Source organism: Streptomyces virginiae (assembly GCF_041432505.1).
GTDB lineage: Bacteria > Actinomycetota > Actinomycetes > Streptomycetales > Streptomycetaceae > Streptomyces > Streptomyces virginiae_A.
Genome location: NZ_CP107871.1, coordinates 6,706,086 through 6,730,752, shown reverse-complemented (window position 1 = coordinate 6,730,752; position 24,667 = coordinate 6,706,086). Strand labels below are relative to the sequence as shown.

Sequence of the window (24,667 nt, the reverse complement as noted above, 5' to 3'; positions counted from 1 at the left end):
GCCTCCCATGGGGGCGGAAAACGCCGAATGCGGGAAAAGGGTCCACCGGACCGCGGTCCGGTGAACCCCTCCCGTTCCAGCCGTACGGATCAGCGCACGTCGTACGCGCGCACGACCGTCTGGGTGACCGTGGCACCCTTCGCGTCGGTCAGTTCCACCTTCAGCGACACGGGCCTGCCGGAGGCTCCGGCGTGGTCGACGACCGCGCTCCACCGGCCGCCGCGCTCGCTCACCTTCGCCTGCGTCCAGTGCTCGCCGTCGTAGGAGTACGACAGCTTCGCCGACTTCAGCGCACCGGGCGTGTAGCCCGCGTGGCCGGTGACGCCGAGCCCGATGCTCAGACCGTTCGCCGCCGCGACCGTCTTCGTCCCGTCCAGCGGGGCCGCGTACCGCGGGAAGAGGATCCCGAGCCCCTGGGAGTACGCCGACGCGTCGAGCTTCGAGGTGAAGCCCCAGGTGGTCCGCACCGCGGTGGAGCGCTGCCAGACGCGGGCGGGCGGGCCGATCTTCTCGATGGACTGGGTCAGTTCGTAGCGGCCCTCCTCGGCGGGCACCTCGAAGACCCCGAACGGGTACCAGCTCTCCCCGACGACCTCCCCGCCCCGCTTGAGCTCCAGTGAGCCGATGTCACCGAAGGAGCCCGGCTGGGCGGCGTGGGCGCTGTCGCCCCACATGGCGGGGGCGAAGCCGATCAGGTTGCCCTGCCGCTCGGCGGCCAGGGTCTCCCGGCCCGCCACGTCGCGCGGCGCCACGGGGCCGGTGACCCCGTCGTACCAGGTGGCGGTGGTCCGCTGCCCCTCGGTGTAGGCGCGCTGCTCGCCGACCATGAACTCGCCCCAGGGGAAGCTGCTGGAGAGCAGCTGGTCCCAGACGGTGTCCCCGGCGGAGTGGTACTCGGTGCGCGTGCCCGGTGCCGCGACGGTCTCGATGCCTCCGAAGTACACGGCGGTGCCGATCGGCCGGTAGGCGCCGGCCAGGTCGATGAAGTCGGCGGCCACGCCCATGGAGTTGTAGGTGGACTCGGTCCGGCCGAGGTCGCGGTCGCGCACCCGGCGGGTGTGGCCGCCCTTGACCTCTCCCTTCTCGGGGAGGGCGAGGGAGTAGACGTACGGGCTGTTCGCCTCGGCCTTCCAGGACAGGGCGACCTTGCCGGTCGCGAGCCGGGCGAGCAGGGCCTTCGCCTCGGCGGCCTCGATGGTCAGCGCGGGCAGTGCGCCGCCCGCGTAGCCGGTGGATCCGGTCCAGCGGCCGGGGGTGTCACGGTGGGCGAGGACCGCCTCGGCGCCGGCGTCCCGTGCGTTCCGGGCGACCTCGTGGAGCGAGCCGTCGACCGCCTTCACGAGGACGACCGCGTCCTTCGCGCCCGCCGCGGCGAGTTCCTCGGGGGTGCCGGAGCCGGCGTCGACCAGCGGCGCGCCGCCCGTTCCGTCGAGGTTGTCGCTGCCGGTGGACGCGGTGATGGGGTGCAGGACCGGGCCGCCGACGACCTTCAGCTCGGAGACGAGCGGCGCGGCCGCCCGCCAGTAGGAGGCGAACTCGAACGCGCCGTCCTTCGCGCGGCCTTCGACGGAGGCGTAGAAGCCGCGGATGGTGCGGCCGCCCATGGCGGTGCCCGCGTGCAGCCACACGTCGTCCCAACTGCGGGCGAAGCCGAGGGTGGTGTTGCGGGCCTCGATCGGCCTGTCGGCGGCGATGTCCAGGCGCCCGGCCTTACGGGCGTCCAGGACGACGGTGGTGTCCTTCTTCAACTCGATCTGGGGGCGGCCGAGATAGGTGAGGGAGTCGAGCAGCCTGTCGCCCGCTCCCTCGCCGGCGTCGGGGGTGGCGACGAAGGCGGAGAGGAAGTACGCGCCGGGGCGCACCCGGTAGACCTGGTCGGTGGCGCCCTCGTTGAAGCGGCGCTCGCCGGTGGCGTCGTCGGTGCCGATCACGTCCAGCGAGGAGGGGCCGGCGGCCGGCTCGCCCGCACGGTCGACGAGCTTGACGCGCAGGGTCACCGTCTCGGGCTCGACGTAGAGCGAGAAGGGGGTGGAGACGCGTACGCCGTCGGCGGTGGCGACGACGCGGCCGGTGACGTCCCCGTACTGGGAGCGTTCCAGCTTCGCCGCCGGGTCGAGGGCGAGCGGAATCCTGGTGGTGGCGCCGGCCGGGACGGTGACCGTACGCCGCTCCAGGCGGGCCACCTGGGCGCGGACGGGCGAGCCGTCGTTGCCGGTGACCTTCTCGACGGCCAGGTTCAGGGTGACGGGGGTCTTGCCGGTGTTGGTGTACGGGACCTCGACGGTGGTGCGGTCGCTGCGGTCCTGCGGCCAGGTGTACGTGCCGCCCTGGACTGCGGGCGGCCCGGTCACGGTGGCGTCGAGGGCGGCCTTCACGTCGAGGCGGCCGCCACCGGTCTCCCGTACGTCCCCGGGGACCGTGGTGGCGGCGGAGCCGACGAGGGCGGCCTTGATCTGCTGCGCGCTCCAGTCGGGGTGGCTCTGCTTGACGACGGCGGCGGCGCCCGCGACGTGCGGGGTGGCCATCGAGGTGCCGGACATCGACCGGTACGCGTACACCCCGCGGCCGCCCGCCGCGGCGGCGGAGATCCCGACGCCGGGGGCGGCGATCTCGGGCTTGAGGGTGTGCTGGAGGCCGGCCGGGCCGCGGCTGGAGAAGGTGGCCGTGGTGTCGTCGCGGTCGACGGCGCCCACGGTCAGGACGGAGGGGGCGCAACCGGGTGAGGAGACCGTGTTGTTGCCGGGTCCGGAGTTGCCGGCGGCGATGACGAACAGCGGTCCCTGCTGGGAGAGTCGTTCGGCGGCGGCGGCCAGCGGGTCGTCACAGGCCGTCTGCGAGGGATCGCCGAGACTCATGGAGACCACGTCGGCCTCGGCCTCCACGGCCCACTCCATACCGGCGATGATCCACGAGTCGAGTCCGTAACCCCCGTCGTCGAGCACCTTGCCGCTGAGCAGTTCGGCGCCGGGGGCCACGCCCTTCTTGGCTCCGCCGCTCTCGGCGCCGGAGCCGCCGACGGTGGAGATGGTGTGCGTGCCGTGCCCCTGCCGGTCCGCGTCTGTCGGAGTCGGTGAAGTTCTTCGAGGCGGACACCCGGCCCCTGAGGTCGGGGTGGTCCAGGTCGGTGCCGGTGTCGAGGACGGCGACCTTGGTGCCCTTGCCGTCGTACCCGGCGGCCCAGGCGGCGGTGGCTCCGACCTGCTTCGTGGACCGCTCCAGGTTCGCCCGGACCTTGCCGTCCAGCCACAGCTTCTTCAGTCCGCCCGACACGGAGCGCGCGCGGGCGTCCGTACCGGTGACGTCGGACCAGAAGGCGGCGGCCTGCTCCTTGTCGGCGGCGAGGGCGACGGCGCCGATGGAACCGAGGACGAGGGAGCGGTCGGCGCCGCGGGGCGTGGGCGGGGCGCTGCGGGCCACGTTCACGGATCCGTCGTAGACCGCGATGAGCGGCAGCTTCTTGGTGTGCGCGTCGTCGTAGCCCTGCCGGACGAGGCCGGTGACGTTGAACAGCTCGGGGTCGACCGTGCCGGCGGCGAGGGCCCGCACCGCGCCTTCGGGGTAGACGTACAGGTCCTTGCCGGACTGCCGGGTCTGTACGAGCGGTTGCGAGCCGTCCGTGCGGGGCATCGCGGTGGCGGCGGTGCGGCCGGCCGCGTCGGTGGAGACCAGGATCCGGTCGCCGGTGACCAGGGTCACCGTGACCGGGGTGGTGGGCTGCTTTCCGGCGGCCTCGCTTCCGACGAGCGGTCTCTTCCCCGCTCCGGGCGCTCCGTCGGCCGGCTGCGCGGCCGTCGGGCCGACGGCGGTGATGGCCAGGACGGCCGCGGTGGCCGCCCCGAGTGCCGTACGCGATATCGGACGCATCGCTCTCCCCAGGTGAATTCCGGCCAACTGCTGCGTTGCACGACGAAAGCGCCGCGTAAATGGCTTCTGGCCGGCGGATGTTGGTGCTGCGGTGGCGTCACCTTGGCAGAGTGGCGGCAGGTGCGGCGATGATGTCCGCGGCGGGTTTGCGCCGTGGCCGCTTCCCGCCAGGCGCGTGTCGAAAGGTGGGTGGACGGGTTGCTGGGTGCCATAGGCCTGGACGAGGGCCAGGAGTCGGCGTACCGCGCGTTGGTCGCGCTGGGTGCTGCGGAGGTACCCGATCTCGCGCACCGGCTGACGCTGCCGGTGCCGCACACCGAACGGGCCCTGCGCCATCTGGAGCGGCAGGGTCTGGCGGCGCAGTCCTCGGCCCGGCCCGGGCGCTGGGTGGCGGCCCCGCCCGGTGTGGCCCTCGGGGCGCTGCTGACCCAGCAGCGGCACGAGCTGGAGCAGGCGGAGCGGGCGGCGGCGCTGCTGGCGGAGGAGTACCGGGCGGAGGCGATCGAGCCCGCGGTGCACGACCTCGTGGAGGTGGTGCAGGGCGCGAGCGCGGTGGCCCACCGCTTCCACCAGATCCAGCTGGGCGCGGAGAAGGAGGTCTGCGCGCTGGTCACCGGCCGGCCGCAGGTGGTGACGGGGACGGACAACGAGGCGGAGGACCGGGCGTCGGTCCGCGGGGTCGAGTACCGGGTGGTCATCGAGCGGGAGGTGCTGACCCTGCCGAGCGGGATCCGGGAGGCGTCGACGGCGCTCGCGCGCGGCGAGCGGGTCCGGGTGACGGAACGGGTCCCGACGAAGCTGGTGATCGCGGACGGGACCCTGGCCATGGTCCCGCTGACGGCCCGCGGGGCGGAGCCGGCGGCGCTGGTGGTGCACGCCCCGGGGCTGCTGGAATCCCTGACGGGCCTGTTCGAGGCGGTGTGGCGGGAGGCGTTGCCGCTCCGGCTGGGGGCGGCCGGTTCGGCGGAGGAGGCCGGTGGCAGCCCCGACGCCACGGACCTGGAGATCCTCTCGCTGCTCCTGGCGGGCATGACGGACGCGAGCGTGGCCAAACACCTGGAGTTGGGGCTGCGGACGGTGCAGCGCCGGGTCAAGGGCCTGATGGAGCTGTCCGGTGTGACGACCCGGCTGCAGCTGGGCTGGCACGCGTACGAGCGGGGCTGGGTGGCCCGATAGCCCCTGGTCGGTCAGGCTGAGCGCATGGATCTGCCTCAGCTGCTGCTGGTGGGGCTGGTGCTGCTGCTCGGGGTGGTCGGAGTGCTGATCCCGGGTGTGCCGGGCACCTGGCTGGTGTGGGCGGGGCTGCTGTGGTGGGCGTTGCACGTGCGCTCGACGCTCGCCTGGTCGCTGCTGGTCGCGGCGACGGCCCTGCTGCTGGTGGTGCAGGTGGTGAAGTGGCTGCTGCCGCCCCGACGGGTGCGGGGGCTGGGGATCACCTCCCGAATGGCGGTGTTCGCGGGGGCCGGGGCGGTGCTGGGTTTCGTACTGGTTCCGGTGGTGGGGGCGGTACCGGGCTTCGTGGGGGGCATCTACCTGTGCGAGCGGCTGCGCCTGGGCACGCACGGCGAGGCCTGGGCGTCGGTGCGGGCGGTGATGCGGGCGGTGGGGACGAGCGTGCTGGTGGAGCTGTTCGCGTGCCTGATGGTGGTGGGGGCGTGGGTCGGGGCGGTGGTGGCGGCGTAGACAGCCGTCGGCGGGCACGGGAACACCCCCGTGCGGCTCGCGCGATCGGCGGATAGGCTCTCAGCCCCTGCCTCGATCGGTCGTGGAGCCCTCATGGACGAGTCCGTTCGGGACGAGCCGGCCCGCCTCGCCCCACAGCCCGCCGACCCGGTCGACGTCCGGGCGGGAGACGACGCCCCGCGGATCCCGTCGGACGGCGGTGAGCCGGCCTGCCTCCTGCACCTCGTCTGCGCCGCGTGCGGGGCCCTGGCCACCGAACGCGACGCGCGGCGATGCCCCCGATGCGGCGCCCCACGGGCCGACTGAACGACTCGGGGCCCCTGCCCGCGGTGAGCCTGATGGCCTAGGTCCGCAGCCCGATGCGGGGAGGTGCGGCGGCTGCGAGGGTGGGCGGTATGACGGATTTCAAGGGTTTCAGCGAGGCCGAACTGGCTTATCTGCGTTCCCAGCACCTGGGCCGGCTGGCCACGGTGGACGCGGCCGGGCAGCCGCAGGCGAACCCGGTGGGCTTCTTCCCACAGGAGGACGGGACGATCCTGGTGGGCGGGATGGCGATGGGCACGACCAAGAAGTGGCGCAACCTGCACGGGAACCCCCGACTGTCCCTGGTCGTGGACGACCTGGTGAGCACCCGGCCGTGGCGGGTGCGCGGTATCGAGATCCGGGGCCGGGCCACGCTGGAGACGGGCCCGCACGAGCTGGGCCCCCACTTCAGCCCGGAGGTCATCCGGATCCACCCGGAACGCGTCCACGCGTGGGGGCTCTGACCGTCCCGGGAGCGCGCCCCCGCGCTGCGCGGGTGACCGGGCGTCGCCGTACGGTGCCCGGTACCGGGGCTCGTGACGCCCCGAGGCGCTGTCTCCGCTCCGGCGGATCACCCGCGGTACCCGCTGACGGCGGTCCCGGGCGTGGTCGGGGTGCCGGTCTGCACCCCGACCCGCGGCCGGGTTTCAGACCCGGCCGCCACGCTTGGCGGCGTGGTTGGCCCGGCCCTCCGCCGACTTCAGGCGCCAGTCGCGGCGGATCTCCGACCTCAGCCGGGCGTCCGTCTTGGCGACGATCCGCTGGTTCTCCCGCAGGAGCTTGCGGTAGCTCTCCAGGCGACGGTCCGCGAGCTCGCCGGAGTCCAGCGCGGCCAACACCGCGCAGCCCGGCTCCGCCTCGTGCGCGCAGTCGTGGAAGCGGCAGTTCTCGGCGTACTCCTCGATCTCCGAGAAGACCTGGCCGACCCCGGTCTCGGCGTCCCACAGCCCGACGCCGCGCAGTCCGGGCGTGTCGATCAGGACGCCGCCACCGGGCAGGGCGAGCAGGTTGCGCGTGGTGGTCGTGTGCCGGCCCTTGCCGTCGACCTCGCGGGCCGCCTGCACCTCCATGACCTCGGCGCCGAGCAGCGCGTTGGCCAGGGTGGACTTGCCGGCGCCGGAGATGCCCAGCAGCACGCTGGTGCCGTCGCCGACGATCGCGGCCAGCACGTCCGTGCCCTCCCCCGTGACGGAGGAGACGGTCAGTACCTGGACGCCCGGAGCGGTGGCCTCCACGTCCTGGACCAGGTGGCCCAGCGTGGCCGCGTCCGGCACCAGGTCGGCCTTGGTGAGGACGACCAGCGGCTGCGCCCCCGACTCCCAGGCCAGGGCCAGGAAGCGCTCGATGCGGCCGAGGTCCAGCTCGACGGCGAGGGAGACCGCGATGATGGCGTGGTCGACGTTGGCGGCGAGGATCTGCCCCTCGGACCGCTGCGAGGAGGTGGACCGTACGAAGGCGGTCCGGCGCGGCAGGTACGCCTTCACGTAGCGGGGGTTGCCGGACGCCTCGACGGCGGCCCAGTCCCCGGTGCAGATGACCCGGAGCGGGTCGTGGGGGGTGACGAACGCGGTGTCGGCGCGGACGATGCCGTCCGCGGTCATGACATCGCACTGGCCGCGGTCGACGCGTACGACGCGGCCGGGCACGAGACCCTGCTCGGCGTACGGGGCGAACTCGGCCTCCCACGCGTCGTCCCAGCCGAGGGCGGCGAGGGCGTGCGGGAGCGAGGCGTGTGAAACGGACGGGAGAGCGGAGAAAGACAAGGGAAACCCTTCACAGGGTGGCCCCGGCCGCGGGCGCTCGCTCGGTGGCGGCGCGCGAAGAGGTGTGAGGTCAGCCGGAGACCACAGAAGTGACATTGATGGTCTTCTGAGTGCGGGCAGCGCCCTGCGCGATGACAGTCATCAACGAACTCACCTCCGGGTCCATGCACATGCTGATCGTTTCCTCGCCGGTCGGCGGGAACGGATTCACCGTAACAAGACCGCTCCCGCGGGGGCCACTTCTTTTTCCTAGGTGTTCGGGGTCGCGGTGTCGCCCGCGCCGTGGGCCGACCAAGGCCCGTCGGGGTAGGACGCCTCGGCGCGGCCGACGCCCGCCTCGATGTCCAGGCTGCGGGGCGAGGTGGGGTCGCGCAGGGCGTCCGGCACGTCGCAGCGGCCGGCTCCGGCTTCGCAGCGGACCGTGAAGCGGGTGGCCGCGGGTACGGTGAGGGCCAGCCGGCCGGAGCCGACGCGGGCCGTGATCCCGTCGGGCGGGCTGACGAAGGTGGCGGCGGCCCGGCCCGAGCCGACCCGGATCTCGGCCTGGTCCGAGGCGAGTCCGGTGGCCTCCAGACGGCCCGAGCCGACCTTCGCGCGCAGGGCGCCGCGCAGCCCGACGAGCTTGACCTGGCCGGAGTCGACCTCCGCGTCGACGGTGCCGGCCAGTCCGCTGAGCGCGATCCGGCCGGAGCGGGTCGTCACCTTCACGGGGACGTCCACGGGTACGGTCACGGCCAGTCGGACGGAACAGCCCGTCCCGCCGACCGGCCAGAAGCCCTCGCCGGGGCAGTGCGGGGTCAGCCGCAGGGTGTCGCCGAGTCGGCTCCGCTCGATGGTGGGCGTCCTGAGGGACCAGCTGACCGTGGCCCGGTAGTCGACCTGCCGGTCCGCTCGCGGGGTGACCGTGATGTCCGCGTCGCCGCCGACGATCTCCACCGCGGTCACCGGGCGGCCGTCGCTGCCGCCGTGCAGGGTGTCGCTCCGGGTGCTCCCCCAGGACCAGACCTGCCAGGTGGCCGGTGCCACCACGAGGACGGCGCAGAGCAGGGTGGCGGTGATCCAGGCCAGGCGCTGCGCACGGTGGGGCCGCCCGTCGGCCCGGGTCACGGCGTGCCGTCCAGGAAGCGCAGGACGGCGAGGACCCGCCGGTGGTCGCCGTCGGCCGGTGGTAGGTCGAGCTTGGCGAAGATGCTGTTGATGTGTTTGGCCACCGCGCTCTCGCTCACGACGAGTTCGGCGGCGATCCCGGCGTTCGAGCGGCCCTCCGCCATCAGGGCCAGGACCTCGCGCTCGCGCGGCGTGAGCCGACCCAGGGGGTCCGAGCCACCACCACGGCGCAGCAGGAGCTGGGCGACGACCTGCGGGTCCAGGGCGGTGCCGCCCGCGGCGACGCGGCGCACGGCGTCGATGAACTCCTCGACGTCGGCGACCCGTTGCTTGAGCAGATAGCCGACGCCCGCCCGGGTCTGCGTGGCCAGCAGATCGGCGGCGTAGCGCTCCTCCACGTACTGCGAGAGCAGCAGCACCGCGGTACCGGGGCTCTCCTGGCGGATCATCAGGGCGGTCCGGACGCCCTCGTCGGTGAAGCCGGGTGGCATCCGCACGTCCACCAGGGCCAGTTCGGGGCGGTGTTCCTCGACGGCGGCGAGCAGACCTTCGGCGTCGCCGGTCTCGGCGACCACCTCGAATCCGGCCATTTCGAGGACTTTGACGAGTCCTATGCGCAGCAGGACAGAGTCCTCGGCGATCACAGCCCGCACGGCAGCTCCACGGTGATGACGGTGGGACCCCCGAGGGGGCTTTCGATCATGATGGTTCCGTCGACGGACCCTACGCGTTTACGCAGGCCCACCAGGCCGGTACCGCGGGCGGGATCGGCGCCGCCCACCCCGTCGTCGGTGACGGTGATCCGCAGCAGGTCGGCGCCGCGGGCGGATCCGTCGGGGGCCGGAGCGCGTACGACGTGGACGCGACAGCGTTCCGCCCGGGCGTGCTTGGCCACGTTGGCCAGGGCCTCGGAGACCACGAAGTAGGCGACGGCCTCCACGGTGGCTCCGGGCCGCTGCTCGATGTCCACGGTCAGCTCGACGGGGAACGGGGCCCGGGCGGCGACCCCGGAGAGTGCCGCGTCGAGCCCGCGGTCCTCCAACACGGCCGGATGCAGGCCCCGTACCAGGTTGTTCAGCTCCTCGATGGCCTCCTTCGCCTCCCGGTGCGCCTCGTCGATGACGGCCTTGGCCTCGGGCGGCAGGTCGGTGAGGGTGGCGCGGGCGATGCCGAGGTTCATGGCCAGGGCGACCAGCCGCTGCTGGGCCCCGTCGTGCAGGTCCCGTTCGATCCGCCGGCGTTCGAGGTCGGCCGCGTCCAGCACTCCGGCCCGGCTCTCCGCGAGGTCCTCGACCCGCCGCTCCAGTTCGCGGGCCCGGTTCGGGCCGAGGAGGGCGGCCGCGGCCACGGAGTCCAGTCGGGCGAAGAGGGCGGCGAGCCAGGGCGCGGCGAGCAGCAGCAGGACGCCGCCGACGGTGACGGTGTCGTAGTCGTCGGTCCAGCCGGGAGTTCGGGTATCGGCGGGCAGGATCCAGATCCAGCCGTAGACGCAGGTGGCGGCGGTGCCGAAGGCCCAGGCGAGCACCACCAGCCCGCCGGCGACAGCGGCGAGCGGGCTGACCAGCAGGTGGTAGCCGTACTGCCGCCAGGTCGCCTCGGAGCGCAGCCGTCGCGCCACCGCGAACGGGGTGAACCGGCTGCCCTCCCGTTCGACCTCGGGTACGTCGAGGCCGAGCAACGTCCGGAACCGGCTGCGTTGGAGCCGGGTCAGGAGCGGCCCGATCAGCAGGATCAGGAGCGGTGGGATCGTGCCGGGCCCGGGTGCCATGACGGTGGCGGTGAGGCCGAGGAGCACGGGCAGGGCGGCCGGGATCGCGGCCGCGGTGAAGGTGGTGTTGCGCCAGGCCCATGCCGACCACGGTGCGTGCGCCGTGATCCAGGTGTACGTACGCCTCGGCGCGCCCCCGCGAATTGCCATACCCGTACGGTAATCGCACTGATCAGAGGCCTGCCATCATGCGGGCACCCGCCCGGGGGTGTACCTGGTGCCACCCCCGATCCGGATCGAGGGGCTACTGATCCGACGGGCCCGGGCGACGAGGCTGGTGGTGTGCCCGGGGGACGGACCGCCGGGCGGGAAGGAGTCCCTCGTCATGGCCCTCGTCGCCCCGCAGGCCCGCGCCTGGCGCACCGCCCGCACGCCCCGTACCCGTACCTTCCGCACGCCCGGCACGGCCACCGTACTCACCGGCGCCGGACTGGTGTTGCTGCCCTGGGTGGTGGTGCTCGCGAAGACGATGCCGCAGACCACCGAGGTCTCCCACTGGTCCACGGCGTGGATCGGCCTGGACCTGATGCTGGCCGCCGGGCTGACCGGGACCGGGGTGCTGTTGCGCCGGCGAGATCCTCGGGCGTCCCCGATCGCCGCGGCGACGGCCGCGTTGCTCGTGATGGACGCCTGGTTCGACGTGACGACCTCGACCGGGACCGACGGTCAGGGGATGGCGTTGCTGCTGGCGGCGGGCGCGGAGCTGCCGTTGGCGGTCGCCTGCGCGGTGGTGGCGGCCCGCCGCCCGCACTGATGCCGGACAACCGGTCGCGTCACCTGCCGAGTTCGGGCACGCCTCTTCCGGGCCGGGGCACGATCGGCCGGGGCCCGAGGGGTGCCGGCGGGACACGATGCGGCGCGTGTCCGATTCGTTCAAGACGGGCGCCCGGTGCCCGCCTAGCCTGCTGCCATGACTCCTCGATTCGACCTGATCGGCATGGTGGTCTCCGACATGGCCGCCTCGCTCGCCTTCTACCGCCGCCTCGGGCTGGACATCCCGGCCGAGGCCGACGACCTGCCGCACGTGGAGGCCGTCCTGCCCGGGGGCCTGCGGATCGCGTGGGACACGGAGGACACCATCCGTTCCTTCGACCCGTCGTGGACCCCGCCCACCGGCGACGGCCGCCGGGACCTGGCCTTCCTGTGCGACTCCCCCGCCGAGGTGGACGCGCTCTACGCCGAACTGACCGCCGCCGGGCACACCGGACACCTGAAGCCCTGGGACGCCTTCTGGGGCCAGCGCTACGCCGTCGTGCTCGATCCGGACGGGGGCGGCGTCTCGCTGTTCGCCCCGTCGGGTCCGGCGGCATAGGCCCGCAGGGTCGTCCCGGCCAGCGCCCGCACCTCACGGGAGAGGTGCGCCTGGTCGGCGTACCCCGCGACGCAGGCGACCTCGGCGAACGGCAGGCCCACGCGGACCAGCGCCAAGGCGCGGCGCAGCCGCAGGATGCGGCCGAGCGTCCGGGGCCCGTACCCGAAGGCGTCGAGCGAGCGTCGGTGCAACTGCCGCTCGCCGAGCCCGACGGCGCGGGCGATCGCGGCCACCGCCTCCCCCGCGCGGAGCCGGGCCGCGACCTCGACGACCAGCGGGTCGGGCGCGCCCGTCGCGGCGGCGCGGGTGCGGGCCAGCGCCTCGAGGCCCGCGCGGGCGTCCCCGTGCCCTTCGACATACTCCTCGACCAGCCCGGACGCCCGGCGCACCGCGCGGGCGGGCCACAGGTCGGCCAGCTCGACCCGCCGGTCCCGTAGCGCGTGCGCCGGTACGCCGATCAGCGCGGGCGCGGTGCCGGGCGCGAGCCGGATCCCCGCGAAGGCGCCGCCGGGGACCTCCCCGGCCGGATGCGGCCCGGTGTCGGGGCCGGCCACCAGCAGCCGCCCGTCGGCCCACAGCAGGTCCATGCAGCCGTCGGGCAGCACCACGGCGCCCGTGCGGGCGGCGGCGCGCCACAGCACGGCCCCGGGGACAACCTCGGACGGCGCTTCCTCGTACACCACTCCAGGTTAAGGACCGGGCGTCTCTTTCGGATCAGGCCCGGCGCGCCTCGGTGGGGCGGGAGGGCGCCCGTGGAGGATCGGGGGGCGACGGATGCGGCCGATGCGGGCCGCATCCGCCGCGCCCCTCGGATCCACCCCGTACCCGCCGGATCCGCCGCAACCGCCGCACCCGCCGCATCCCTTTCCCGCCCCGTGAAGAGGTCCGGACGTGAATCTCCCCGATGACGACCCGGCGCGTCCCGACGGCGTGGCCGACGGGCGCTACGGCGAGGCGGTGTTCCGGCCCGAGCTGCCGGGCGAGGACGACCGCATCGACCTCGGCGCGCTCGCGTACGACGACTTCACCCTGGCCCGGCTGCGCGCGCTGGGCGTCGGGCCGGGCTGGCGCTGCCTGGACGTGGGCGCGGGAACGGGCACGGTCTCCCGGCTCCTCCTGGACCGGGCCGGGGTCTCGGAGGTCGTCGCCGTCGACCGGGACACGACCTTCCTCACGGCGCACCCGACGCCCGGGCTCACCCCGCTGGAGGCGGACATCACGGCCCTGGACTTCGCTCCGGGGCGGTTCCGGCTGGTGCACGCCCGGTTCGTGCTGATGCACCTGCGGAACTGGCCGCGGATGATCGGCAAGCTCGCCTCCCTGGTCGCACCGGGCGGTGTCCTGGTCCTCGGCGACGCGGTCGACCTGACCACCCCGGCCGCGCCGACGACCACGTACGGCCGGGTGATGCGGGCCATGTGGCAGGGGCTGGGGGACAGCCTGGGCACCGACGTCTCCTGGGTGCCGGACTACCCCGCGCGCCTGAAGGAGGCCGGCCTGCTGTCCGTGGGCGCCGAGATCCTCGTGCCGCCGCTGCTGCCCGGCAGCCCCATCAGCCGGTTCTGGGCCGATACCTGGGAGCGCGCGCGGGAGCCGATGACGGCCACCGGGTCGGTCGACGACGCGACGATCGACGCGGCGATCCGCTACCTGGACTCGCCGGACTGCGCCGCGCTCTCCCCCGGCCTGCTCACCGCCTGGGGTGTGAAGGCCCCGGAATGACAGCACGCGGGCCGGGAGGGAGAGAGGGGCCGGGCGGGGCGGCTCGGGCACCTCGTCCGGCCCCCGGTCAGTGCTTGCGCAGCCGGGAGTGGTAGTCCTCGGGCGGCAGGAACTTCGACCACCGCTCCGGGAACTCCGAGGGCATCCCGTCGTCCTCGTCGTCTTCCGACTCGCCCTCCGCCATCGCCCGCCAGGCGGCGGCCCGCGCGATCAGCTGGGCGGCCTCCGCCTCACGGGCCCGTTCGTTCGCCTCGCGCGCCGCCGCCGTGGCCACGGAGGGCCAGACCCGGTCGATCGCGGCGTTGACGGCGGCCCCGACCAGCACCGCGAAGGCCGAGATACCGATCCACAGCAGCACGGCCACGGGCGCGGCCAGTGATCCGTAGATCGTCGGCCCCTCCACCGTGTTGGTGAGGTAGATCCGCAGCAGGAACGAGCCCAGCACCCACATGGCCAGGGCCACCAGCGCCCCGGGCACGTCCTCGATCCACGGGGAGCGCACGGGCACGGACACGTGGTAGAGCGTCGTGAGGAAGGCGATGGACAGCAGGGTCACGGTCGGCCAGTACAGGACCGCGATCACTTCCGTGCCCCAGGGCACCAGCCGCACCACCGCGTCCGGTCCCACCACCATCAGCGGCAGCACGATCGCGCCGATCAGCAGGGCGATGATGTAGAGCAGGAAGGCCAGCAGCCGGGTCTTGACGATGCCGCGCCGGCCGTCGAGCCCGTACATCACGGTGATGGTGTCGATGAAGACGTTGACGGCCCGCGATCCCGACCACAGGGCGAAGGCGAAACCGAGCGAGATCAGGTCGGGCCGGCCACTGCGGGTGACGTCGTCCAGGAGGGGTCGGGCGATGTCGTTGACGCCCCGGTCGGACAGGACCGTGCCGACCGCAGCCAGGATGTTCTCCTCGATGCTTTCGACCGTGCGGGTGTCCGTCCAGCCGTCCACGTAGCCGAGCAGACCCAGCAGGCCGAGGAAGAGCGGGGGCAGCGAGAGCAGCGTGAAGAACGCCGCCTCGGCCGCGAGCCCGAGGATCCGGTACTCGATGCACGAGTTGACGGTGTCCTTCAGCAGCAGCCAGCCCATCTTGCGCATCGAGACGTTGCGGTAGAGGGCGCGGGCCCGGTGGAGCCGTCCTGGGGTCCGCTCGGGTGTTTCTTTTGCTGGCTGCACGTCCTTACGGTATCCGCATGGCAGCCACCACCCACACAGTCAGCAACCAGGCCCCGCCCCTGGTGGGGTACGACGTCTACGGCGGCGATCGGGCCCTCACCGAGGGCGTCGAGCGTCACCTCGCGGCCGCGGAACCCGAACTCCTCGGCGAGGTAAGGCAGGAGCTCACCGACCTCGGGCGCGCGGCCGGTTCCGCGCAGGCCCAGGAATGGGGTGTGCAGTCGAACGAGAATCCGCCCAAGCTGCGGACGCACGACCGGTACGGGAACCGGATCGACGAGGTCGATTTCCACCCGGCCTGGCACCGGCTGCTCGGACACGCGGTGACCTCGGGGCTCACCGACGCCTGGGGCCGGCCGGCCGGGCATCTGCGCCGGGCCGCCGGGTTCTTCATCTGGTCGCAGGCAGAGGCGGGGCACGGCTGCCCCATCTCCATGACGCACGCCGCCGTACCGGCGCTGCGCACCGATCCGGTGCTCGCCGCCGAATGGGAGCCGCGGCTGACCTCGCACGTGTACGAGCAGGGGCTGCGGCCCGCCGCCGAGAAGGGCGGTGTGCTCTTCGGCATGGGGATGACGGAGAAGCAGGGCGGCAGCGACGTACGGGCGAACACGACGGCCGCGGTGCCGCTGGACGCCTCCGGCGAATACCTGCTGACCGGGCACAAATGGTTCTGCTCGGCTCCGATGAGCGACGGCTTCCTGGTGCTGGCGCAGGCACCGGGCGGACTCACGTGCTTCCTGGTGCCGCGGGTGCTGCCGGACGGTACCCGCAACGTCTTCGCGATCCAGCGACTGAAGGACAAGCTGGGCAACAAGTCGAACGCGTCGAGCGAGGTGGAGTTCGACGGGACCTGGGCGCGGCGGGTCGGTGAGGAGGGCCGCGGGGTGCGGACCATCATCGAGATGGTCGCGGCGACCCGGCTGGACTGCGTCATCGGCTCGGCCTCGCTGATGCGACAGGCCCTGACGCAGGCCGTGCACCATGCGGAGCACCGCTCCGCTTTCGGAGCACCGCTCATCGACCAGCCGCTGATGCGCAACGTGCTCGCCGACCTCGCCCTGGAGTCGGAGGCCGCCACCACCTTGACCCTGCGTCTGGCGGCCGCCAACGACGCCGGGACCGAGCAGGAGAAGGCTTTCCTGCGCCTCGCCGTGCCCGCCGCCAAGTACTGGGTGACCAAGCGCTGTACGCCGATGGTGGCGGAGGCCCTGGAATGTCTGGGGGGCAACGGCTACGTCGAGGAGTCGGGGCTGCCGAGACTGCTGCGCGAGTCCCCGCTGAACTCCATCTGGGAGGGCTCGGGCAATGTGCAGGCGCTGGACGTACTGCGCGCCCTGCAGCGCGAGCCGCAGGCACTGAACGCCTTCCTCCAGGAGGTCGGCCTGGCCCGGGGTGCGGACCACCGGCTGGATTCGGCCATCAAGGACCTGCTGACGGATCTCGCCGATCTGGAGGGCATCGAGGCGCGGGCCCGCCGGGTGGTGGAGCGCATGGCGCTGGTGCTCCAGGGATCGCTGCTGGTGCGGTGGGCCCCGCCGGAGGTCGCGGACGCCTTCTGCGCCTCGCGGCTGGGCGGCGACTGGGGCACGGCCTTCGGCACGCTGCCGCACAGCCTGGATCTGCGCGCGGTGGTGGAACGGGCGCGGATCACGGGTTAGGAGAGAGCCCCCGTCGGGCTCCGTGGCGGTCCCCAAACCGCTCCCAGCCGGGATCCGGGCCCATCACCGGTACAGAGGTGGCGCCGCGCCGACTCGGCACCACCCCTGATCCGAAGCCCCGAGGAGGAGCCGGCACGCCGCTCTGCGGCGTCCGGACAGTTTCGGTCGTACGAACGGGACTTGGCGAGAGTTGCATACCGTTGCAACCTTTGAGTCGGCAGTCGCCCGTCGGGGTGCCCGGGGAAGCTGCCCGCGCGGACCTCCCGGGCGGCCTGCGTCGTACGTCCTGTTCGCACGGGGAGGTTCCGGTGGCCGACACCACAGGCAGCACGGTCGATGTGGCACGCATCTCGGCCATGGACGCGCGAGCGGCGGCCCGTCTGCTCAAAGGCGTACGGGCGGCGGCGCTGGCCGGGGACCGGCCGCCGGCCGCGCCCCGGCCGGAGATCGCGGAGTCCTGGCGTCGGATGCTGGCCGGCGGGGTGCACCCCGACCGGGACGCGCGCTCACGGATGCTGTCGGCCGCCGAGACCGAGGAGCGGCGGCACGTGTCGCCGCTGCGGGAGATCCTGCCGGTGCTGCGCGAGGGACTGCTGCCCGCCCTGGACGAGGCCCTGCACATCATGGTCGTCGCGGACGCCGACGGGCGGCTGCTGTGGCGGGAGGGCCACTCCTCCATCCTGCGCAAGGCGGACCGGCTCGGCTTCGCGGTCGGGGCCGACTGGGACGAGGCCGTCGTCGGCACGAACGGGGTGGGGACCGCCCTGGTGGCCCGGCGCCCGGTGCAGGTGTTCTCGGCCGAGCACTTCGTCTCCAGCCATCACGACTGGACCTGCGCCGGGGCGCCCGTACGGGATCCGCGCGACGGGCGACTGCTGGGCGTGGTCGACGTCAGCGGGCCGCTGGCCACCATGCACCCGGCGACGCTGGCGTGGGTGAGCTCCGTGGCCCGGCTCGCGGAGCGGGAGCTGCGGCTGCGGCACCTGGAGTCGCTGGAGCTGCTGCGGACGGTCGCGGCCCCGCTGCTGGCCCGGCTGCCGGGGCGGGCGATGGCCGTGGACCCGAACGGCTGGACGGCGGCGGTGACGGGCCTGGCCCCGACGGAGCGGATCCCGCTGCCGAAGACCTTCGGGCCCGGCCGGGTGTGGGTGCCGCGGCTCGGCGAGTGCGTGGTGGAGCCACTGCCCGGCGGCTGGCTGCTACGGATCGACCAGGACGGCCGCGGCACGGCGCCGGTGACCCGGATCGTCCTGGACCTGAGCCGGGCGGGGTGCTGGTCGGCGACGGTGTACGGGCCCTCCGGGAGCTGGTCGCAGGAGCTGAGCCCGCGCCACGCGGAGCTTTTGTTCCTGCTGGCGGAGAGCCCGCGCGGGCGTTCGGCGGCAGAGCTGGCCGGAGAGCTGTTCGGGGACCCGACGCGCACGGTGACGGTCCGCGCGGAGCTGTCCCGCGTACGCCGCCACCTCGCGGGCGTCCTCACCCACCGGCCGTACCGGTTCGCGCAGGACGTGGAGGTGGAGCTGATCCGCCCCGAGGACCCGGCAGGACTGCTCCCGCACTCCACCGCGCCCACGGTGGTGCGGGCCCGCCTGGGCCGGACGGGGCCCGGCATGATTCCCTGAGCTGCATGAGCACCATCACTCTCACCACCTGGTCGCTGGAGATGACCTCTCCCGCGGACCTCGTCCCGGCGGCTCCGGCGGGCCCGGAGATATCCATCGCGCGGGCGGAGGTCCCCTCCCCCGAGTTCAGCCGCTTCCTGTACGCGTCGGTGGGCGGCGACATCCACTGGACGGATCGGCTGGCCCTGACCCGGGCGCAGTGGATGGAGCAGCTGGACCGGCCGGGCGTGGAGACCTGGGTGGCGTACGACCGGGGCACGCCGGCCGGGTACGTGGAGCTCGACCCGCAGGACGACGGCGTGGTGGAGATCATGTACTTCGGTCTCCTCCCCGACTTCCGGGGCCGTCGCATCGGCGGGCACCTGCTGTCGGTGGGCATCGCCCACGCATGGTCCCTGGCGGAGCGCTGGCCGGAGCTGCGGCCGACCCGGCGGGTGTGGGTGCACACCTGCAGCCAGGACGGCCCGACGGCGATGAGCAACTACCAGCGGCGCGGCTTCAAGATCTTCAAGACGGAGACCGAGTCCAAGGTGGAAGCCCCGACCCCTGGCCCCTGGCCCGGCGCGTAGCCCCTCCGGGGCCGGTCGGCCGGGCACGGCCGGACCCGAAGCCGGCTCCCCCGGCTCCTGGGGCACCGCCCCGGCCCCCGCAGCGGCGCCGCAGATGAGCGGGAGGGCGGCCCCTGCTCCGAGCCGCCCGGAAGCGGCAGACGGAGTGACCCCCGTCACGTCGTCCCATCCTTCGAGACGAGTTCGTCCGAATCGTGGACAGTAGTGGACTCCTCCAATCGGCACATGACACGCTTCCGCCATGAATGGAGCTGGAATTGCCTTGGTGAGTCGGCGGCACGTCGACCTCGGCCGCATGTCCAGCGCCATCTGTCCGGCCCGCTGACGGAACCAGCCACGCCGCACATCGCCGCCGTCCCCGCCGTCGCGGACGCGCCGATCACCCGCCAGCCCCCTGAGGCCGTAGTACCGCCCTGCCCGCCGGCAACCCCGGCGCGGAGCGGGAATCAGCCACACCCGCTCGGAGTCGCCGAGCCCGCAGGGGAGCGTCGCCGCCTCCCCCTGCCCTTGCCTCGAGCCGCCGAAGAAGGACGTACCGCCATGGCCGCCACCCCCGAAACGCCCGCAGCCGCACCCGCAGCCGCCGCGCGCCGCAAGACCGGCCGTCACCGCGGCGAGGGCCAGTGGGCCGTCGGACACCACACGCCCCTCAACGGCAACGAGCAGTTCAAGAAGGACGACGACGGTCTCAATGTGCGGACACGCATCGAGACGATCTACTCCAAGCGCGGCTTCGACTCGATCGACCCCAACGACCTGCGCGGCCGTATGCGCTGGTGGGGCCTCTACACCCAGCGCAAGCCCGGGATCGACGGCGGCAAGACCGCGATCCTGGAGCCGGAGGAGCTGGACGACGAGTACTTCATGCTGCGCGTCCGCATCGACGGCGGCCGGCTGACCACCGAGCAGCTCCGCGTGATCGGCGAGATCTCGGAGGAGTTCGCGCGCGGCACCGCCGACCTCACCGACCGCCAGAACGTGCAGTACCACTGGATCCGGATCGAGGACGTCCCGGAGATCTGGCGCCGGCTGGAGGCCGTGGGCCTGTCCACCACCGAGGCCTGCGGTGACACCCCCCGCGTCATCCTCGGTTCGCCCGTCGCCGGCATCGCCCAGGACGAGATCATCGACGGCACGCCCGCCATCGACGAGATCTACCGCCGCATCGTGGGCAACAAGGACTTCTCCAACCTGCCCCGCAAGTTCAAGTCCGCGATCTCCGGCTCGCCGCTGCTCGACGTGGCGCACGAGATCAACGACATCGCGTTCGTGGGTGTGGAGCACCCCGAGCACGGTCCCGGCTTCGACGTCTGGGTCGGCGGCGGTCTGTCCACCAACCCCAAGCTGGGTGTGCGCCTGGGCACCTGGGTCTCGCTGGACGAGGTCCCGGACGTCTACGAGGGCGTCATCTCGATCTTCCGCGACTACGGCTACCGCCGGCTGCGCAACCGCGCCCGCCTGAAGTTCCTCGTCGCCGACTGGGGCCCGGCCAAGTTCCGCCAGGTCCTGGAGGACGAGTACCTGCAGCGCAAGCTGACCGACGGTCCCGCGCCCGCGCAGCCCAGCGGCCAGTGGCGCGACCACGTGGGCGTCCACCAGCAGAAGGACGGCAGGTTCTACGTCGGTTTCGCGCCCCGCGTGGGTCGCGTCGACGGCGCCACCCTGACCAAGATCGCCGACGTGGCGGCGCAGCACGGCTCCGGCCGGCTGCGCACCACCGCCGAGCAGAAGATGATCGTGCTCGACATCGAGGCCGACCAGGTCGACTCGGTGGTCGAGGCGCTGGAGGCGCTGGACCTGCGGGTCAAGCCGTCCCCGTTCCGCCGCGGCACGATGGCCTGCACCGGCATCGAGTTCTGCAAGCTGGCCATCGTCGAGACCAAGGCGCGCGGCGCCTCGCTGATCGACGAGCTGGAGCGCCGCCTGCCGGACTTCGCCGAGCCGCTCACCATCAACATCAACGGCTGCCCGAACGCCTGCGCCCGTATCCAGGTGGCGGACATCGGTCTCAAGGGTCAGCTGGTCCTGGACGACGACGGCAACCAGGTGGAGGGCTACCAGGTCCACCTGGGCGGCGCCCTCGGCCTGGAGGCCGGCTTCGGCCGCAAGGTCCGCGGCCTCAAGGTCACCTCGGCGGGTCTGCCCGACTACGTCGAGCGGGTCGTCAAGCACTACGAGGAGCAGCGCGAGGACGGCGAGCGCTTCGCGGCGTGGGTCGCCCGCGCGGACGAGAAGAGCCTCTCGTGAGCGAGCGCGCCGCACCGTTCTACTGCCCCTACTGCGGCGACGAGGACCTGTTTCCGAACGAGGCGGGTCACGGCGCGTGGGAATGCAGGGCCTGCAACCGAGCCTTCCAGCTGAAGTACCTCGGGCTGCTGGCCCGGGGCGTCCGGTCGGATTCGGCGGGATCAGCGGGATCAGCGGGAGGGGACGGGATATGACCACCACTCAAGACGTGCGTCTCACAGCCGAGGAGCTGAAGGCGCTGGCCGAGCAGGCGGGCCGGGACCTGGAGGATGCCTCCGCGCCGGACATCCTGCGCTGGGCGGTCGACACCTTCGGCAAGACGTTCGCCGTGACCTCCTCCATGGAGGACGCGGTCGTCGCCCACCTGGCCTCGCGGGTCCTCCCCGGTGTGGACGTGGTCTTCCTCGACACGGGCTACCACTTCGAGGAGACCATCGGCACCCGGGACGCGGTCGAGGCCGTGATGGACGTCAACGTCATCACGCTGACCCCGCGTCAGAGCGTCGCCGAGCAGGACGCCGAGTACGGGCCGAGGCTGCACGACCGGGACCCCGACCTGTGCTGCGCGCTGCGCAAGGTCAAGCCGCTGGAAGAGGGCCTGACGGCGTACACCGCGTGGGCGACGGGGCTGCGCCGCGACGAGTCCCCGACCCGGGCGAACACCCCGGTGGTCGGCTGGGACGAGAAGCGGCAGAAGGTCAAGGTCTCCCCGATCGCCCGCTGGACCCAGGACGACGTGGACGCGTACGTCGCCGAGCACGGCGTACTCACCAACCCGCTGCTGATGGACGGTTACGCCTCCGTCGGCTGCGCCCCGTGCACCCGGCGCGTCGCCGAGGGCGAGGACGCGCGGGCCGGCCGGTGGGCCGGGCTGGGCAAGACCGAGTGCGGACTGCACGGCTGATGACGACCGGCGAAGAACTTACGGAGACAGAGCAGATGAGCGTGAGCGACCAGGGCGCCACCGTGTGGCTGACCGGGCTCCCGAGCGCGGGCAAGACCACCATCGCCTACGCGCTGGCCGAGCGGCTGCGCGACGAAGGACACCGGGTGGAGGTCCTCGACGGGGACGAGATCCGCGAGTTCCTCTCCGCGGGCCTGGGCTTCACCCGCGAGGACCGGCACACCAACGTGCAGCGGATCGGCTTCGTCGCCGAACTCCTCGCGAGCAACGGGGTCAAGGCGCTGGTGCCGGTGATCGCACCGTTCGCGGACAGCCGTGAGGCCGTCCGCAAGCGGCACGCCGCCGAGGGCACCTCGTACCTGGAGGTCCACGTGGCCACCCCGGTCGAGGTCTGCTCGGAGCGTGACGTCAAGGGCCTGTACGCCAAGCAGGCGGCGGGCGAGATCTCCGGTCTGACCGGGGTCGACGACCCGTACGAGGCGCCGGACTCCCCGGACCTGCGGATCGAGTCGCACACGCAGACCGTGCGGGAGTCGGCTTCGGCCCTGCACGCGCTGCTCACCGAGAGGGGTCTGGCATGACGACGACCGTCGCACACGTCCACGACGAGACGGATGCGCCCTACGCGCTGTCGCACCTCGACGCCCTCGAGTCCGAGGCCGTGCACATCTTCCGCGAGGTGGCGGGCGAGTTCGAGAAGCCGGTGATCCTCTTCTCCGGCGGCAAGGACTCCATCGTCATGCTGCACCTGGCGCTGAAGGCGTTCGCGCCGGCGCCGGTGCCGTTCACGCTGCTGCACGTCGACACGGGTCACAACTTCCCCGAGGTGCTGGAGTACCGCGACCGTACGGTCGAGAAGCACGGCCTGCGCCTGCACGTGGCCTCCGTCCAGGAGTACATCGACGCGGGCAAGCTGCGCGAGCGTCCGGACGGCACCCGCAATCCGCTGCAGACCGTGCCGCTGACCGAGGCGATCCAGAGCCTGAAGTTCGACGCCGTCTTCGGTGGCGGCCGCCGCGACGAGGAGAAGGCCCGCGCCAAGGAGCGCGTCTTCAGCCTCCGCGACGAGTTCTCCCAGTGGGACCCGCGCCGCCAGCGCCCCGAACTGTGGCAGCTCTACAACGGCCGCCACGCCCCCGGCGAGCACGTGCGTGTCTTCCCGCTCTCGAACTGGACCGAGCTGGACGTCTGGCAGTACATCGCCCGCGAGGGCATCGAGCTGCCGGAGATCTACTTCGCCCACGAGCGCGAGGTGTTCCTGCGCAACGGCATGTGGCTGACGGCCGGCGAGTGGGGCGGCGCGAAGGAGAGCGAGACGCCCGAGACGCGGCTCATCCGCTACCGGACCGTCGGTGACATGTCCTGCACCGGCGCCGTCGACTCCGACGCCACCACGCTGGACGCCGTGATCGCCGAGATCGCCGTCTCCCGTCTCACCGAGCGGGGCGCGACCCGCGCCGACGACAAGATGTCCGAGGCCGCGATGGAAGACCGCAAGCGCGAAGGGTACTTCTAGACATGACCAGCACCACCGATCAGGTCGCCAATTTTGCCGACCTCGCAGCGACCACGCTGCTGCGCTTCGCGACCGCCGGCTCCGTCGACGACGGCAAGTCCACCCTGGTGGGCCGGCTGCTGCACGACTCCAAGTCGGTCCTGACCGACCAGATGGAGGCCGTCGAGGCCGTCTCGGCCCAGCGCGGCCAGGAGGCCCCCGACCTCGCGCTGCTGACCGACGGCCTGCGGGCCGAGCGTGAGCAGGGCATCACCATCGACGTCGCGTACCGGTACTTCGCCACCGCGCGCCGCCGGTTCATCCTCGCGGACACCCCGGGGCACGTGCAGTACACCCGGAACATGGTCACCGGCGCCTCCACCGCCGACCTGGCCGTGGTCCTGGTCGACGCCCGCAACGGTGTGATCGAGCAGACCCGCCGGCACGCGGCGGTCGCCGCGCTGCTGCGCGTCCCGCACGTGGTCCTGGCCGTGAACAAGATGGACCTGGTGGGCTACCAGGAGTCCGTCTTCGCGGCCATCGCCGAGGAGTTCACCGCGTACGCCTCCGACCTGGGCGTCCCGGAGATCACCGCGATCCCGATCTCGGCGCTGGCCGGCGACAACGTCGTGGACGCCTCCGCCAACATGGACTGGTACGGCGGCCCGACGGTGCTGGAGCACCTGGAGACCGTCCCGGTCAGTCACGACCTCACGGCCTGCCCGGCGCGTTTCCCGGTGCAGTACGTGATCCGTCCGCAGTCCGCCGAGCACCCCGACTACCGCGGCTACGCGGGCCAGATCGCCTCCGGCGTGCTGCGCGTCGGCGAGGCCGTGACCGTCCTGCCGTCCGGCCGGACCTCGGTCATCGAGGGCATCGACGCGCTCGGCGAGAGCGTGGACATCGCCTGGGCCCCGCAGTCGGTGACGCTGCGGCTGAAGGACGACATCGACATCTCGCGCGGCGACCTGATCGCGCCGTCCGCGAACGCGCCGGCCACCACGCAGGACGTCGAGGCGACCGTCTGCCACGTGGCCGACCAGCCCCTGGCCGTCGGCGCCCGGGTGCTGATCAAGCACACGACGCGCACGGTCAAGGCGATCGTCAAGGAGATCCCCTCGCGGCTGACCCTGGACGACCTGTCCCAGCACCCGAACCCCGGGCAGCTGGTGGCCAACGACATCGGCCGTGTCGTCGTCCGTACCGCCGAGCCGCTCGCGCTCGACGCGTACGCCGACTCGCGCCGGACCGGGTCCTTCCTGCTGATCGACCCGGCCGACGGAACGACGCTGGCGGCGGGCATGGCGGGCGAGTCCTTCGCCTCCCAGGCCGAGACGACCGTTCAGGCCGACGAGGAAGGCTGGGACTTCTAGCCATGCTCCCCGACATCTTCTCCAGCTTCGCGAAGGAGGGCGGCCGCGTAGGCAGCGGCGCCCTCGGCAGCGGCCAGGGAGGGGTTGCGCG

23 protein-coding genes and 1 pseudogene are annotated in these 24,667 nt (G+C 72.9%); 17 read left to right on the top strand and 7 right to left on the bottom strand.

Annotation, left to right across the window (positions count from 1 at the left end):
- Positions 1–89: 89 nt before the first annotated feature.
- Positions 90–3,864: pseudogene (locus OG624_RS31195) on the bottom strand (S8 family peptidase).
- A 198-nt stretch (positions 3,865–4,062) separates the two neighbouring features.
- Between OG624_RS31195 and OG624_RS31190 the strand changes: the two are divergent.
- The 4 genes from OG624_RS31190 (at position 4,063) to OG624_RS31175 (ending at position 6,314) form a co-directional block, all read left to right on the top strand.
- The gene (locus OG624_RS31190; RefSeq protein WP_371640071.1) at positions 4,063–5,040 is read left to right on the top strand and encodes a helix-turn-helix domain-containing protein; all 978 of its coding nucleotides are present in this window, start codon (positions 4,063–4,065) and stop codon (positions 5,038–5,040) included.
- A gap of 24 nt (positions 5,041–5,064) precedes the next feature.
- Positions 5,065–5,547, top strand: a complete 483-nt coding sequence (locus tag OG624_RS31185; protein WP_033217973.1) for a DUF456 domain-containing protein — start codon at positions 5,065–5,067, stop codon at positions 5,545–5,547.
- Between the two features lie 93 nt (positions 5,548–5,640).
- Positions 5,641–5,853: a hypothetical protein gene (locus OG624_RS31180; RefSeq protein ID WP_033217971.1), complete on the top strand. Its 213-nt coding sequence runs from the start codon at positions 5,641–5,643 to the stop codon at positions 5,851–5,853.
- A gap of 89 nt (positions 5,854–5,942) precedes the next feature.
- Positions 5,943–6,314 carry a PPOX class F420-dependent oxidoreductase gene (locus OG624_RS31175; RefSeq protein WP_033217969.1) on the top strand — a complete coding sequence of 124 codons (372 nt, stop codon included), beginning with the start codon at positions 5,943–5,945 and terminating at the stop codon, positions 6,312–6,314.
- Between the two features lie 183 nt (positions 6,315–6,497).
- On the opposite strand, the gene rsgA is transcribed toward OG624_RS31175, so the two are convergent.
- The 4 genes from rsgA to OG624_RS31155 form a co-directional block, all read right to left on the bottom strand.
- Entirely contained in the window at positions 6,498–7,613 is a 1,116-nt protein-coding gene (rsgA, locus tag OG624_RS31170) for a ribosome small subunit-dependent GTPase A (protein WP_237546029.1), read from the bottom strand.
- A gap of 249 nt (positions 7,614–7,862) precedes the next feature.
- Complete coding sequence (locus OG624_RS31165) at positions 7,863–8,720, bottom strand: hypothetical protein (RefSeq protein ID WP_371640070.1); 858 nt, start codon at positions 8,718–8,720, stop codon at positions 7,863–7,865.
- A complete protein-coding gene (locus OG624_RS31160) occupies positions 8,717–9,373 on the bottom strand; it encodes a response regulator transcription factor (protein ID WP_371640069.1) in 657 nt (218 codons plus the stop codon). Before OG624_RS31160 ends, OG624_RS31165 begins: the two co-directional genes overlap by 4 nt.
- Positions 9,361–10,638: a sensor histidine kinase gene (locus tag OG624_RS31155; protein WP_371593684.1), complete on the bottom strand. Its 1,278-nt coding sequence runs from the start codon at positions 10,636–10,638 to the stop codon at positions 9,361–9,363. Before OG624_RS31155 ends, OG624_RS31160 begins: the two co-directional genes overlap by 13 nt.
- A 67-nt stretch (positions 10,639–10,705) precedes the next feature.
- On the opposite strand from OG624_RS31155, the gene OG624_RS31150 reads away from it, so the two are divergent.
- The gene (locus tag OG624_RS31150; RefSeq protein ID WP_371640068.1) at positions 10,706–11,242 is read left to right on the top strand and encodes a hypothetical protein; all 537 of its coding nucleotides are present in this window, start codon (positions 10,706–10,708) and stop codon (positions 11,240–11,242) included.
- A gap of 156 nt (positions 11,243–11,398) precedes the next feature.
- The gene (locus OG624_RS31145; protein WP_033223479.1) at positions 11,399–11,800 is read left to right on the top strand and encodes a VOC family protein; all 402 of its coding nucleotides are present in this window, start codon (positions 11,399–11,401) and stop codon (positions 11,798–11,800) included.
- Here OG624_RS31145 and OG624_RS31140 read toward each other — a convergent pair.
- Positions 11,731–12,480, bottom strand: a complete 750-nt coding sequence (locus tag OG624_RS31140) for a helix-turn-helix transcriptional regulator (protein ID WP_033223563.1) — start codon at positions 12,478–12,480, stop codon at positions 11,731–11,733. The two genes, OG624_RS31145 and OG624_RS31140, sit on opposite strands and share 70 nt — an antisense overlap.
- A gap of 211 nt (positions 12,481–12,691) precedes the next feature.
- Here OG624_RS31140 and OG624_RS31135 point away from each other — a divergent pair, with 211 nt between their 5' ends.
- Entirely contained in the window at positions 12,692–13,522 is an 831-nt protein-coding gene (locus tag OG624_RS31135; protein ID WP_371588695.1) for a class I SAM-dependent methyltransferase, read from the top strand.
- A gap of 67 nt (positions 13,523–13,589) precedes the next feature.
- On the opposite strand, the gene OG624_RS31130 is transcribed toward OG624_RS31135, so the two are convergent.
- Positions 13,590–14,705, bottom strand: a complete 1,116-nt coding sequence (locus OG624_RS31130) for a YihY/virulence factor BrkB family protein (RefSeq protein ID WP_266377956.1) — start codon at positions 14,703–14,705, stop codon at positions 13,590–13,592.
- Positions 14,706–14,722: 17 nt separating this feature from the next.
- Here OG624_RS31130 and OG624_RS31125 point away from each other — a divergent pair, with 17 nt between their 5' ends.
- The 10 genes from OG624_RS31125 (at position 14,723) to OG624_RS31080 (ending at position 24,576) form a co-directional block, all read left to right on the top strand.
- Complete coding sequence (locus OG624_RS31125; RefSeq protein WP_033223478.1) at positions 14,723–16,366, top strand: acyl-CoA dehydrogenase family protein; 1,644 nt, start codon at positions 14,723–14,725, stop codon at positions 16,364–16,366.
- A gap of 356 nt (positions 16,367–16,722) precedes the next feature.
- On the top strand, positions 16,723–17,988 hold the full coding sequence (locus OG624_RS31120) for a GAF domain-containing protein (protein ID WP_051763524.1): 1,266 nt from the start codon (positions 16,723–16,725) through the stop codon (positions 17,986–17,988).
- 5 nt (positions 17,989–17,993) lie between these two features.
- A complete protein-coding gene (locus OG624_RS31115) occupies positions 17,994–18,557 on the top strand; it encodes a GNAT family N-acetyltransferase (protein ID WP_161296857.1) in 564 nt (187 codons plus the stop codon).
- A 241-nt stretch (positions 18,558–18,798) separates the two neighbouring features.
- Positions 18,799–18,882, top strand: a complete 84-nt coding sequence (locus OG624_RS31110) for a putative leader peptide (RefSeq protein WP_312847410.1) — start codon at positions 18,799–18,801, stop codon at positions 18,880–18,882.
- A 215-nt stretch (positions 18,883–19,097) separates the two neighbouring features.
- Positions 19,098–20,804: a nitrite/sulfite reductase gene (locus OG624_RS31105; RefSeq protein WP_326749282.1), complete on the top strand. Its 1,707-nt coding sequence runs from the start codon at positions 19,098–19,100 to the stop codon at positions 20,802–20,804.
- Complete coding sequence (locus OG624_RS31100; protein ID WP_078909467.1) at positions 20,801–20,998, top strand: hypothetical protein; 198 nt, start codon at positions 20,801–20,803, stop codon at positions 20,996–20,998. Before OG624_RS31105 ends, OG624_RS31100 begins: the two co-directional genes overlap by 4 nt.
- Positions 20,995–21,708 carry a phosphoadenylyl-sulfate reductase gene (locus tag OG624_RS31095; RefSeq protein WP_326749281.1) on the top strand — a complete coding sequence of 238 codons (714 nt, stop codon included), beginning with the start codon at positions 20,995–20,997 and terminating at the stop codon, positions 21,706–21,708. Before OG624_RS31100 ends, OG624_RS31095 begins: the two co-directional genes overlap by 4 nt.
- A gap of 35 nt (positions 21,709–21,743) precedes the next feature.
- A complete protein-coding gene (cysC, locus tag OG624_RS31090) occupies positions 21,744–22,289 on the top strand; it encodes an adenylyl-sulfate kinase (RefSeq protein WP_030715207.1) in 546 nt (181 codons plus the stop codon).
- Positions 22,286–23,224 (top strand): sulfate adenylyltransferase subunit CysD, encoded by a 939-nt coding sequence (cysD, locus tag OG624_RS31085; protein ID WP_033223470.1) that lies wholly within the window; start codon positions 22,286–22,288, stop codon positions 23,222–23,224. The genes cysC and cysD overlap by 4 nt, the downstream gene beginning before the upstream one ends.
- 2 nt (positions 23,225–23,226) lie before the next feature.
- A complete protein-coding gene (locus OG624_RS31080) occupies positions 23,227–24,576 on the top strand; it encodes a sulfate adenylyltransferase subunit 1 (protein WP_033223469.1) in 1,350 nt (449 codons plus the stop codon).
- The last annotated feature ends 91 nt before the right edge of the window (positions 24,577–24,667 follow it).